Source organism: Pantoea sp. M_10, assembly GCF_008631515.1.
GTDB lineage: Bacteria > Pseudomonadota > Gammaproteobacteria > Enterobacterales > Enterobacteriaceae > Pantoea > Pantoea anthophila.
The window spans coordinates 78195-90942 of sequence record NZ_VWUL01000001.1; the positions used below are offsets into that span (position 1 = coordinate 78195).

9 protein-coding genes are annotated in these 12748 nt (G+C 55.4%); 3 read left to right on the forward strand and 6 right to left on the reverse strand.

Going from position 1 to position 12748, the window contains the following annotated elements; genetic code table 11:
- The first annotated feature begins 363 nt into the window (after positions 1-363).
- Positions 364-1665 carry a D-amino acid dehydrogenase gene (locus F3I47_RS00425; RefSeq protein ID WP_009089864.1) on the forward strand — a complete coding sequence of 434 codons (1302 nt, stop codon included), beginning with the start codon at positions 364-366 and terminating at the stop codon, positions 1663-1665.
- 19 nt (positions 1666-1684) lie between these two features.
- The gene (dadX, locus tag F3I47_RS00430; RefSeq protein WP_150029514.1) at positions 1685-2755 is read left to right on the forward strand and encodes a catabolic alanine racemase DadX; all 1071 of its coding nucleotides are present in this window, start codon (positions 1685-1687) and stop codon (positions 2753-2755) included.
- On the opposite strand, the gene F3I47_RS00435 is transcribed toward dadX, so the two are convergent.
- The 6 genes from F3I47_RS00435 to yeaG all read right to left on the reverse strand — a co-directional run bounded on the left by F3I47_RS00435 (position 2748) and on the right by yeaG (position 11530).
- Positions 2748-3941 carry a multidrug effflux MFS transporter gene (locus F3I47_RS00435; RefSeq protein ID WP_111207571.1) on the reverse strand — a complete coding sequence of 398 codons (1194 nt, stop codon included), beginning with the start codon at positions 3939-3941 and terminating at the stop codon, positions 2748-2750. The two genes, dadX and F3I47_RS00435, sit on opposite strands and share 8 nt — an antisense overlap.
- 127 nt (positions 3942-4068) lie before the next feature.
- Positions 4069-5535, reverse strand: a complete 1467-nt coding sequence (wbaP, locus tag F3I47_RS00440) for an undecaprenyl-phosphate galactose phosphotransferase WbaP (protein WP_033736229.1) — start codon at positions 5533-5535, stop codon at positions 4069-4071.
- 376 nt (positions 5536-5911) lie between these two features.
- Entirely contained in the window at positions 5912-6145 is a 234-nt protein-coding gene (locus tag F3I47_RS00445) for a DUF1480 family protein (RefSeq protein WP_009089872.1), read from the reverse strand.
- Positions 6146-6223: 78 nt separating this feature from the next.
- The gene (locus F3I47_RS00450) at positions 6224-7951 is read right to left on the reverse strand and encodes a potassium/proton antiporter (protein WP_150029515.1); all 1728 of its coding nucleotides are present in this window, start codon (positions 7949-7951) and stop codon (positions 6224-6226) included.
- 278 nt (positions 7952-8229) lie between these two features.
- Positions 8230-9507 (reverse strand): YeaH/YhbH family protein, encoded by a 1278-nt coding sequence (locus tag F3I47_RS00455; RefSeq protein ID WP_111207572.1) that lies wholly within the window; start codon positions 9505-9507, stop codon positions 8230-8232.
- Between the two features lie 88 nt (positions 9508-9595).
- Entirely contained in the window at positions 9596-11530 is a 1935-nt protein-coding gene (yeaG, locus tag F3I47_RS00460; RefSeq protein WP_009089877.1) for a protein kinase YeaG, read from the reverse strand.
- A gap of 420 nt (positions 11531-11950) precedes the next feature.
- On the opposite strand from yeaG, the gene F3I47_RS00465 reads away from it, so the two are divergent.
- Positions 11951-12700 carry a MipA/OmpV family protein gene (locus F3I47_RS00465; protein WP_009089879.1) on the forward strand — a complete coding sequence of 250 codons (750 nt, stop codon included), beginning with the start codon at positions 11951-11953 and terminating at the stop codon, positions 12698-12700.
- Positions 12701-12748 lie beyond the last annotated feature (48 nt).

Sequence of the window (12748 nt, forward strand, 5' to 3'; positions counted from 1 at the left end):
ACTCAAATGAAATCTTTGGCACAAAATCATTAAGTGTGAGGCAACAGGGAATTTAACCGTTTTTAATTCGAACCATGCGCCAGATGGCAGGATAAAGTCCTGTTTATAAGTGGAATGTATGAGGTTGAATGATTCTCCTGCCATGCGCAGATTTAACTGCCTTTGTTGTCATTTATTTCTGCGTTTAAGGAATAAGGCGCATAAAGCGCTGAAATTCATCGTGCAGCAAGATTTTAGTTACCTGAAAAGTGAAAAAGATGTGAAATGGATGCTGTGATTTCGGGGTGGTGTCCGCTGCGGTGATCCGCTGACTATCATCTTCTGAACAGTGAATTATGCTTTTAGACGTTGGATGGGGAAACTATGCACGTAGTGATTCTTGGAAGTGGGGTTGTCGGCGTAGCCAGTGCCTGGTATCTGGCGCGAGCCGGACATCAGGTCACCGTCATCGATCGTCAGCCTGCCGCGGCGATGGAGACCAGCGCGGGCAATGCCGGTCAGATCTCGCCAGGTTATGCCGCCCCCTGGGCCGCGCCCGGCGTGCCGCTGAAAGCGGTGAAGTGGATGTTCCAGCGCCACGCGCCGCTGGCTATCCGGCTGGATGGCAGCAGCTTTCAGCTGGAGTGGATGTGGCACATGCTGCGCAACTGCGACATCAACCACTATCAGCAGAATAAAAGCCGCATGGTGCGGATTGCCGAATACAGCCGGGACTGCCTGAAAGCGCTGCGGAGTGAAACCGGCATCGCCTATGAAGGCCGGCAGGGCGGAACGCTGCAGCTGTTCCGCACCCAGCAACAGTTCGACAGCGCCAGCAAGGATATTGCGGTGCTGCGTGACGCGGGGGTGCCTTATGAACTGCTGCAGGCCGATGAGCTGTCACGCGTGGAACCTGCACTGGCGGCAACCCGGCATAAACTCACCGGCGGATTACGTCTCCCCAACGATGAAACAGGCGACTGTCAGCTCTTTACCCAGCGGCTGGCAAAGATGGCCGAAGAGGCGGGCGTGGTATTCCGCTTCAACACCCCGGTCGATCATCTGCTGCGCGACGGAAATCGCATTTATGGCGTGAAGTGCGGTGATGAGATCATCAAAGCAGACAGCTATGTGGTGGCCTTTGGCTCTTACTCCACGGCGCTGCTGAAGAACGTTCTGAGCATCCCGGTTTACCCGCTCAAGGGTTATTCACTCACCATTCCGATCAAAAATCCCGATGCCGCGCCAGTTTCCACCATCCTCGATGAAACCTACAAAGTGGCGGTGACCCGGTTTGACGATCGTATCCGCGTTGGCGGGATGGCAGAGATTGTTGGTTTTAACACCAAACTGACCGAAGCGCGGCGGGAAACGCTGGAGATGGTGGTCAGTGATCTCTATCCTGAAGGCGGTCATCTTGCACAGGCGAGTTTCTGGACCGGTTTACGTCCGATGACGCCAGACGGTACGCCGATTGTCGGCGCCACCCCCATCTCTAATCTCTGGCTCAACACCGGTCACGGAACGCTGGGCTGGACGATGGCGTGTGGTTCAGGGCAGTTACTGGCCGATCTGATCTCCGGTAAAACGCCGGCGATTGCGGCGGATGACTTAGCGGTATTCCGCTACTTACCTGGTTTCGCGGCGACCTCATCGCCGCTGCGTAACGCCAGCGCAACTCGTTAAGTATTCAGGGAGAGAGAGGATGTCACGTCCGATTGTCGCGACCATCAACCCGGAGGCGTTACGTCATAACCTGGCTATCGTGCGCCGGGCTGCCCCCGCATCCCGCGTCTGGTCAGTGGTTAAAGCCAATGCTTACGGCCACGGTATTGATCGGGTACGCGAGCCGCTGTCTGACACCGATGGCTTCGCGCTGCTCAATATGGAAGAGGCGATCCTGCTGCGCGAGCGCGGCTGGAACAAACCGATTCTGCTGCTGGAAGGCTTTTTCAGGCCGGAAGATTTGCAACTGATCGACCGCTATCGCCTGACCACCAGCGTTCACAGTAACTGGCAGATCAAAGCGCTGGCGAACGCCAGACTGTCAGCGCCGGTGGATATCTATCTTAAGGTCAACAGCGGGATGAACCGGCTCGGTTTTCGGCCGGAACAGGTCAGCGGCGCCTGGCAGAGCCTGCGTGCGCTGAGCAACACGGGCGAGATGACGCTGATGGCGCATTTTGCCGACGCCGAAAACCCCGAGGGACTGATTGCGCCCATGCAGCGCATTGAGCAGGCGGCAGAAGGACTCAACTGTCCGCGGTCGCTCTCCAACTCCGCCTGTACGCTGTGGCATCCCGAAGCGCATTTCGACTGGGTTCGCCCGGGTATCGTGCTCTATGGTGCGTCACCCAGCGGCGACTGGCAGGATATCGCGGGCAGCGGCCTGAAACCGGTGATGACGTTAAGTAGTGAGATCATCGCCGTGCAGCAGCTGCAGGCGGGCGACGGGGTCGGCTACGGCTACCGCTATCATGCCAGCGCCGCGCAGCGGATTGGCGTGGTCGCCTGTGGTTATGCCGACGGCTATCCACGGCATGCCCCGACCGGCACCCCCGTCTGCGTTGACGGCGTGATGACCCAGGTCGTCGGCGCGGTGTCGATGGATATGATCACGGTGGATCTGACCCCCTGTCCCCAGGCGGGAATCGGCTCAGCGGTTGAGCTGTGGGGCGAGCAGGTGAAAATCGATCAGGTGGCGAAAGCAGCCGGAACGGTAGGGTACGAGCTGATGTGTGCGCTGGCACCCCGCGTTCCGGTCACCCTCAGCTAAGCGCGGTCAGACTGCCGCGCATTTTTCTGCTGCAGCGCCAGGCGATAAAGGCCAGCGCTGCACCCAGCAGCATCATCAGACTCAGTGACAGCTTCTCCGCCACCGGCAGTGTGACAACAATCAGGCTGCCTGCGGCACCGCCCGCCATCTGAATAAATCCCTGTAACGCCGACGCCACACCCGCCTGCTGCTGGTAAGGCTCCAGCGCATAGCTGGTGGCCGGGCCGACGGTGAAGGCCAGACCGGCAACAGAAACCGCCACCGGGAACATGTAGAGCGCCCAGTGCGTCTGCATCGCCGCCGGGAAGATCTGCATCCCGGCAACCAGCAGCACCGCGCCCAGCAGCATGGTGAAGAATCCCATCGCCAGGCAGAAAGGCCGGCCCGCCTTGCGAATCGCTTTATTGACGAACATGCTGACAAACATGATCCAGAAACCATTTGCGCCAAAAGCGAAGGAGAACTGGATCGGCGTCAGCCCGCCTTCGGTCATCAGCACCTGAGGTGCCAGCGATACGTAGGTCAGCACCATGCCCAGTGCACCGGCATTGGCGAACGCAAACGCCAGAAAGCGTGGCTGACGCAGGATAGCGGCGTACTGCTTCACCGGTAAGCCTTTTACCCGCAGGGTATCTGCCGGACGCGTCTCGGGCAGGCCGATCAGCACCAGCAGCGTAATCACCACACCATAGGCGCAGAGGAACCAGAAGGGCGCGCGCCAGCCGAAGGCGCTGGCCAGCAGGCCGCCCAGCAGCGGGGCCAGCGCCGGGACAATGTTCAGTGCGCCATTCAGAAAGCCGTAAGCACGGGCGGCGGCATCGCCACTGAGGCGGTCACGCACGCCGCTGAAGGCGACCACCGCGCTGCAGCAGACGCCGCAGCCCTGCACCAGACGGGCAATCACGAACAGCGGAAAGGAGGTGGCGGTGGCGGCAATCACGCTGCCGGCGATGTAGAGCGCCAGCCCCAGCAGGGCGATGGGCTTACGGCCATAATTGTCCACCAGCGGCCCGGTCACCAGCTGTCCCAGCCCCATTACCAGCAGAAAGAGAGGAATGGTGGTCTGCACCAGACTGACCGGGGTATTCAGCCCTTCAGCAATCTGCGGCAGCGTGGGCAAATAGAGGTCAATGCCTAAGGGTGCCAGCAGCACCAGGCTTAATAACAATAAAGTAAATTTTTGCATAACAACCAGAGGGTAAACGTTTTGTTAAAAAACGAGCCGAAGAGGGTAATGATTCAGAGGGGAAAAAGAAAGCGTAAGCTGTGCGGAAAGTGCGATGCCTGCTTTTTACAGGCATCGCGGGTTTAACTCAGTAAGCGCCGTCGCGACGTAACACGACGCCTGCGGTTTTAAACAGAATGGCAATATCGGTCCAGAGTGCCCAGTTTTTCACATACCAGGAGTCAAAGTAGACGCGGGTATCGTAGTCGATATCGTTGCGTCCGCTGACCTGCCACAGGCCGGTCATGCCGGGCTTGGCCATCAGGTAGTAATCCACATCGCCGGCGTAACGCTCCAGCTCCGCCTCAATCACCGGGCGCGGGCCGACCAGGCTCATCTCACCGCGGATCACGTTCCACAGCTGCGGTAACTCGTCGAGGCTGGTTTTACGCAGGAAGCCACCGATACGGGTAATGCGCGGGTCATTCTTCAGTTTGAAATCTTTGTCCCACTCCATTCGGGCTTCTTCACTGGTCGCCAGCAGCTTCTCCAGCACCTCTTTAGAGTTGGTCACCATGGAACGGAATTTCAGACATTTGAATTTTTTGCCATCCTGACCCACACGCTCATGCCCATAAATGGCATTGCCGCCATCGCGCTTCACCATAAAGCAGAGCAGGGCGAAGATCGGGCCGAGGAACAGCAGCAGCATGGAGGCGACGACAATATCAAAGGTCCGCTTCAGGAAGCGCGAAGAGTGCTTCGCCAGGTTGTTGCTGACACGCAGGATCATCACTTCATGACTGAAGATAAAGGACATGTCGGTGCCGTAGAGCGGCACGCCGCGCAGCGTCGGGATCACGGAAACCGAACGGCAGTTCATCTTCGACAGGAATTTCAGCCAGCGGTCACGCATCGGCTGCTGCTCATACTCCATGGCCACAATAAACTGCACGTTGTCGCGGTCAATGGTCTGCCAGTTAATGTCTTTCCAGGTGATCACTGGCACGCCATTGACGCTCTGCTGAGAGGGCTCATCGTCGACAGAGATAAAGGCCTGTACGTTGTAGCCCAGGATCTCCTCACTCTGCAGGGCGGCATAGGCTTCGGTAGCGTTGCGGCCAGAGCCGATGATGATGGTCTCTTTCTGCCACTGGCCCGCCCGGTTAATGGCGCGTTTGACCAGCGTTCGCATCAGCGGCAGCAGCAGCAGGGCATATGTCCAGCTGAAAACCCACACCATGCGGGAGAAGTCCCATTTCGAAAACGCGATCAGCGCGAGGTCGAGCAGTGAGAAAACAAACAGCGTTTTTACAATCTCCTTCAGCTCGAACCAGAAGGGTTTGCGATAGGTGTAGTGACGCAGACGAACCCAGAACCAGCCGGTGCACATCACGGACATAATAAACTGCGCCACAAAACGGTATTCAATCTGATGCGGGGGAATAAACGTATCCAGCTCGCCCCAAATACCCTGAATGGTTGCGGCGGATAAAAATAATGCGAGGTTGAGTGCAATCAGATCGGAAAAGCTCAGGGCGAATTTCACGATGATATTTTTACGCGTGCCGCTCCATGAGCGGCTCGGGCTATTCATTATCAATGTACTTGCCATAAAACCTGCTCTCTTTCTTAAGTAAAAGATGGCCTGACCAGAATCAGGGACGCGCTCAGGAGTGAGCCACCGAAAAATTAAAAAATAATTTTCAGTCTGTTGCAGTCAGTAAAGCCAGTACAGCTGCAAAAAAGATGAAGATTAAAGCGTGATGGTACTCACGAAATGTTGCAGCATTGAGAATGAGTATGCAGGAGATATTTGACGGCGTTAATACGGAAAAAATCTGAAAACAACAAAAGTGATTAAAGTTTTAAACGGATAACGCCATGTAATATAAGGATAAAATAAGCAGGGGTGCAGTTATAACTAAACTGTTTAAGACGCTTTTTAGGAATTACCGCCAAATCTCGCGACTGGCGGTAGTGATAAGGCATCAGGCGGGTCTTTTTAAAATCCAGCGGTCCTGCTCTTTATCATAATGACCAATCTGCAGATCCACCGGTTTTCCATCAATCCACGCCGGTACGCTGGTATCGCGATCCCAGCCGTCGAGTTGGGTAATTAAGCCGGGATTGGTGTGACAGGGAATGCTGACGGTGTCAGGGTGCTCACCGTCAAGATCGGCATCAACAATCTCATAACGACCAATTTTAACCACGTGTCCCATTCATTTCTCCCGTTTTTTCTGGCACAGAGCTGTAAGCTTAGCGTATCAACAGAAAATAACGTGGCTGAATGATTAGGATTATTCCTTCTCTTCTGCCGGCCGGACACCAATTTTCACGATACGATTATCCTCTTTTTCCGCCACGGTCCAGGTCAGCTCATTCCATTCAACCTGATCCCCGACCACGGGCGCGCCACCCAGCATGCCCAGCATCAGCTGTCCCAGCGACTGCTGATCGTTGGTGTTCTCATCAAGTTCCAGCCCGTAGATCTGCGCGACGTCGCGCAGGCGTGCTTCTGCATCCAGAATAAAGTCACCAAAGAACCGCTGGTCGAGCGAAACCGGCGGCGACTGACTGAACATTTTGCCCAGGGCTGGCAGATCGCGCTCACGGCCAATCACGCAGATCACATCGTTCTCTCTGAGGCGTGTCCCGCCGTTGGGATGCATCAGCACATTGTCACGAAACAGAGCGGCGATGCGGGTCTCACGCGGCATCTTCAGATCGCGCAGCGCAGCCCCGATACACCACTTGTCGGCGCTGAGCTGATAAACAAACTGCTCCCACGGATTCTCCGGATGGATATCCAGACCGATACGGCTGATGGGGGAGGCCGTCGGCGGCACCACCACCTTCGCTTTTTTTGCCGCAAAGCCCAGCGAGGTTCCCTGCAACATCAGCGAGACCAGCACCACAAAGAAGGCGATATTGAAATAGAGTGAGGCGTTTTCTAATCCGGCCATCATCGGGAACACCGCCAGGATAATCGGCACCGCTCCGCGTAACCCGACCCAGCTGATAAAGAAGCGTTCACGGGTGGTAAAACTGCGGAACGGCAGCAGGCCAACAAATACCGACAGGGGGCGCGCCACCAGAATCAGCCACAGTGAGAGGATCATCGCCGGCACGGCGATGTGCCACAAGTCGGAAGGGGTGACCAGCAGCCCCAGCACAATGAACATGCCTATCTGGCTCAGCCACGCCATACCATCAAAGGTCTGCAGAATACCGTGGCGGTTGCGAATCGGACTGTTGCCGAGTAAAAAGCCGCACAGATAGACCGCCAGGATGCCGCTGCCCTCCAGTACGGTGGTCAGCGCGAACACCAGAATGCCGCCACTCAGCGCCAGTAGCGGATAGAGGCCACCCGCCAGGCTGATGCGGTTAATCAGCTGCTGCAGCGCCCAGCCGCCGCCCAGGCCCAGCACGATCCCCAGGCCGAACTGCTGCACCAGGTGCACCAGAAACATCCAGTCAAGCCCGCTGCGGCCCTGTTCGATCATCTCAATCAGGGTGATGGTCAGAAACACCGCCATCGGGTCGTTGCTGCCGGACTCGATTTCCAGTGTCGAGCTGACGCGCTCGTTCAGGCCCTTATCACCCAGCAGGGAGAAGACCGCGGCGGCATCCGTGGAGCCGATAATCGCGCCAATCAGGAATCCCTGCATCATATCCAGCTTAAACAACCAGGCGGCAACCACACCGGTTAAGCCGGCGGTTATCATGACGCCGATGGTGGCCAGCGACAGCGCGGGCCCCAGCGCGACCTTAAACGAGCTGGCTTTGGTGCGCATGCCACCATCCAGCAGGATGATTGCCAGCGCCAGGTTGGAAATCAGATAGGCCGCCGGATAGTTATCAAAAGCGATGCCTCCGATACCATCGACCCCGGTCAGCATACCCAGCGCAAGGAAGATGACCAGAATAGGAATGCCCAGCCTGGATGAGAAAGAGCTGAGCAGAATGCTCGATGCGACCAGCACGGAACCGATGATAAACAGACTGTAGACGATAGTGTGGTTCAAACCCGGTCTCCTGAGATATGACGGTGCGATGCCCAAGCGGTGATAAATATCCATGCTATCTCTGAAAGATAATGGTTTATCAAGGAGTTGTCATTGTGAAAATGCACATTATACGAATTGCTTAAACGTATACGGAATCAGATTAATGTGAAGAATGAGGGGGTTGGCAGGCAAGGGGAGGAAAACAGGTTGTTTTAACAGGTTATTCAGCTGATAAAAAAAGCCGGTGGTTAACCGGCTTCGTGTAAAAAAGAGCGTCACTCTGCAATGTCTGCGAATCAGGCTTCCGTGGCCTGTTTGTGAAACAGTGAACGAAACACCGGGTAGATATCTTCCGGTTCACGGATGTGCTCAATCGCAAAGTTGTCGAACATCGCCTGCAGATGCTCATATTCGCGCCACAGCGTCTGATGGGCACGGCGGGTGATTTCGATATAACTGTAATAGCGCACCACCGGCAGAATGTGCTTCGCCAGAATCTCATGACAGAGGGGCGAATCGTCGGCCCAGTTATCGCCATCGGACGCCTGCGCCGCATAGATGTTCCACTGCGCCGGGTCATAGCGATCCTTCACCACCTCATCCATCAGTTTCAGCGCACTGGAGACGATGGTTCCGCCCGTCTCCTGCGAGTAGAAGAACTCCTGCTCATCCACCTCTTTCGCCTGGGTGTGGTGACGGATGTAGACCACATCGACGTTCTTGTAGGTGCGGCTCAGGAACAGGTAGAGCAGGATATAGAAGCGTTTCGCCATATCCTTGGTCGCCTGATCCATGGAGCCGGAGACATCCATCAGACAGAACATCACCGCCTGACTAGAGGGCTCCGGGCGCTTCTCAAAGTTTTTGTAGCGCAGGTCGAAGGTATCGATAAAGGGCACCCGCTCAATGCGGGCCCGCAATTCGGCAATCTCTTTGCGCAGCCGCTCCTCCTCCAGCAGCTGTGCCGGTTCGGTGTTCTCCACCTGCAGAAGTGTCTCTTCCAGTTCGTGCAGCATCCGGCGCTTGCCCGCCGTCATCGCCGTACGCCGCGCCAGCGAGTTCTGCAGCGAGCGCACCACGCTGATATTGGCGGGGACGCCGTTAGAGGTAAAACCCGCCCGGTGGGTCTTATACTCGTTCAGCTGACGATGCTGGTTGCGGCGCAGGTTAGGCAGGGCGAGGTCTTCAAACAGCAGGTCGAGATACTCATCTTTCGAGATCTGAAAGACAAACTCATCCTGACCTTCACCATCCTGACTGGCATTGCCCTGACCACTGCCGCCACCGCCTCCACCACCCTGAGGCCGTTCGATGCGGTCATTCTGCACAAAATGGTCGTTACCCGGATGGACCCGATGGCGATTTCCGCCCCGTCCCTGATGGAAGATCGGCTCATTGATGTCGTCAATCGGGATTGAGACAGACTCACCGCTGCTGACGTCGGTCACCGAGCGTTTATTGATGGCCTCGGAGATCGACTGCTTGATTTGTGACTTGTAACGGCGCAAGAAGCGCTGGCGGTTGACCGCGCTCTTGTTTTTGCCGTTCAGCCGGCGATCGATGAAATAGGCCATGGTATTCCCCCAAACTGCATTGTAAGCAGGCCGGGCGAACCCGACCTGTGGTGCCGGTCTGACAACCCGGCATGCTTACAGACTCTTATCAGGACGACTTGCGCACTCGCAGATACCACTCACAGAGCAGGCGAACCTGTTTGCGGGTATAGCCTTTTTCCATCATGCGATCGACAAAATCATCATGCTTTTTCTGCTCATCGGTAGAGGTCTTGGTGTTGAACGAGATGACCGGCAGTAACTCTTCCGTGTTCGAGAACATCTTTTTCTCGATGACGGTGCGTAATTTCTCGTAACTGGTCCAGTTCGGATTACGACCGTTATTGTGTGCCCTGGCACGCAGCACGAAGTTCACGATCTCGTTACGGAAATCTTTCGGGTTACTGATCCCGGCGGGCTTCTCAATCTTCTCAAGCTCCGCGTTGAGCGATTCACGATCGAACAGCTGTCCGGTATCGGGATCGCGGTACTCCTGATCCTGAATCCAGAAGTCGGCGTAAGTAACGTAACGGTCAAAGATGTTTTGACCATATTCAGAGTAGGATTCCAGATAGGCGGTCTGAATCTCCTTGCCGATGAACTCAGCATACTTAGGAATCAGATAGCCTTTAAGGTGCTCAAGGTACTTCTCAGCCTGCTCCTGCGGGAACTGCTCACGTTCAATCTGCTGCTCCAGCACATAGAAGAGATGGACCGGGTTAGCCGCCACTTCTGTGTGGTCAAAGTTAAACACCCGCGACAGAATCTTAAAGGCAAAGCGGGTCGACAGGCCGTTCATTCCCTCATCCACACCGGCGTAGTCGTGATACTCCTGCCACGACTTCGCTTTCGGGTCGGTATCTTTCAGGCTTTCACCATCGTAGACCCGCATTTTGGAGTAGATGCTGGAGTTCTCCGGATCTTTCAGACGCGACAGGATGGAGAAGCGGGCCAGCGTTTCCAGCGTTCCGGGCGCACAGGGCGAGGTGGCCAGCTCACTGTGGTTCAGCAGCTTGTCATAAATCTTGATCTCTTCAGAGACGCGCAGGCAGTAAGGCACCTTAACGATGTAGACACGGTCAAGGAACGCCTCGTTGTTTTTGTTGTTGCGGAAGGTGACCCATTCGGATTCGTTGGAGTGCGCCAGGATGATGCCGTTGAAGGGCAGCGCCGAAATTCCCTCGGTGCCGTTGTAGTTCCCCTCCTGGGTGGCGGTCAGTAACGGATGCAGCACCTTGATCGGCGCTTTAAACATCTCCACGAACTCCATAATCCCCTGGTTGGCGCGGCAGAGGGCACCGGAGTAACCATAAGCATCCGGATCGTTCTGCGCGTGGTTCTCCAGTTTACGGATGTCCACTTTACCCACTAGCGCGGAAATATCCTGGTTGTTCTCATCACCCGGTTCGGTTTTCGCGATGGCCAGCTGTTCCAGGATGGATGGCCAGACTTTTACCACCTTAAAGCGGGAGATATCGCCACCGAAATCGTGCAGCCGTTTAGCGGCCCACGGCGACATAATGGTGCCCAGGTAACGACGCGGAACGCCATACTCTTTCTCAAGAATGTGCGCATCTTCCTGCGGGTTAAACAGGCAGAGGGGGTGATCGTTCACCGGACTGCGCTCGCCGTCGGCGCTCAGCACATAGATGGGCACCCGCTGCATCAGCGACTTGAGTCGTTCCGCCAGTGACGATTTACCGCCACCGACCGGGCCGAGCAGATAGAGAATCTGCTTCTTCTCTTCCAGTCCCTGGGCGGCATGTTTCAGGTAGGAGACAATCTGTTCAATTGCCTCCTCCATACCGTAGAACTCCTCAAACGCCGGATAGCGTCCCATCACACGATTGGAGAATATTCTGGAAAGGCGTGGCTCCTGAGCAGTGTCGACCATTACCGGCTCTCCGATAGCCATTAACAGTCGTTCTGCAGCGTTGGCGTATGCACTGCGATCCTGCTTACAGATGGCAAGAAATTCCTGCAGTGTGAACTCTTCGTCCTTGGCAGCTTCATAACGCTGACGATAGTGATCGAATATATTCATAGCGATGCCCGTCCTTTCGTTTTTAGCACAGGTAAGGAGCGTAATTAGAGGCTTGTAGCAGCTCCCGGAAGATATTCTCTGTTGAGTACAGCAACCCTTATGCCAACCTGATCTTTTTTATCGGGATACACAACGTTTGTGGTTACTCTGCTCGTCCAAACTCTTTGCTGTTACTTCTAACTGTAGATGGCTTCTAAGAAATTTCCTCCGTGGGTTTGCGTGAATGAGGGGAAGATCAACGGCAATTTTGATTTGTTGTGAGATGGGTTCAACTGACTGAAGCATTAACTTAACGTACTTTTAACCTTTAATGCCACCTGCATCGGTAACTGACTTAAAGGATTTTGATATAAGTTAATCCAGCGGTAAAAAACCGTTAGACTTAGGGTTTGATTGTTATATTTATGGAATGAATAAATTGTGAACCAATTCAAATTTAAGACGCTTGTTGCCCTTCTGCCCTGTTATTTACTTACCGGGCAGGCGAGTGCCGATCCGCTTTCTCTGGGCGCATCGGTCATCTACGCAGAGTCACCGTATCGCGGCGGACAGGACCGGTATCTTCCGGTTCCGGTGATCAACTACGAAGGTGAAAACTTCTGGTTCCGCAGCCTGCAGGGCGGTTACTACCTGTGGAAAGATCCACAGAATCAGCTGTCGCTGACCCTGCTGGGGTCACCGCAGGAGTACAAACCCAGCGACAACGATCTGGGCGATATGAAAGGACTGGATAAGCGCCGCATGACGCTGATGGGCGGTGCCACTTACCGTCACACGGCAGACTGGGGGATTGTCCGCACCGCGTTGCTGGGTGATGTGCTGAACAACAGCAACGGCGTCATCTGGGACCTGACCTATCTCTATCGCTTCCAGATGGGCGACTTCAGCCTGACGCCAGGCATCGGTGCCATGTGGAACAGTGCCAATCAGAACCGTTATTACTACGGTGTCTCCGGTCATGAGAGCGCCCGGACCGGCATCAGTCGTTATAATCCGGATGACAGCTGGTCACCTTATGTTGAGCTGAGCGCCAGCTATCAGATTGACACGCAGTGGAACGTCGGAGTAGTAGGGCGTTACACCCGCTTTGACAGCGAAATCAAAGACAGCCCGATGATTGATAAAAGCGGGCAGGCGACGGTCTGGACCGGCGTCAGCTACAGCTTCTGAGTATGCACTAAAAGAGGGCGTTTACCGCCCTCTGTTCTTTTACAGGGC

Excerpts from the sequence above, each read along its gene's own strand:
- F3I47_RS00425 (WP_009089864.1), top strand. The coding sequence starts at position 364 with ATGCACGTAGTGATTCTTGGAAGTGGGGTTGTCGGCGTAGCCAGTGCC.
- dadX (WP_150029514.1), top strand. The coding sequence starts at position 1,685 with ATGTCACGTCCGATTGTCGCGACCATCAACCCGGAGGCGTTACGTCAT.
- F3I47_RS00435 (WP_111207571.1), bottom strand. The coding sequence starts at position 3,941 with ATGCAAAAATTTACTTTATTGTTATTAAGCCTGGTGCTGCTGGCACCC.
- wbaP (WP_033736229.1), bottom strand. The coding sequence starts at position 5,535 with ATGGCAAGTACATTGATAATGAATAGCCCGAGCCGCTCATGGAGCGGC.
- F3I47_RS00445 (WP_009089872.1), bottom strand. The coding sequence starts at position 6,145 with ATGGGACACGTGGTTAAAATTGGTCGTTATGAGATTGTTGATGCCGAT.
- F3I47_RS00455 (WP_111207572.1), bottom strand. The coding sequence starts at position 9,507 with ATGGCCTATTTCATCGATCGCCGGCTGAACGGCAAAAACAAGAGCGCG.
- yeaG (WP_009089877.1), bottom strand. The coding sequence starts at position 11,530 with ATGAATATATTCGATCACTATCGTCAGCGTTATGAAGCTGCCAAGGAC.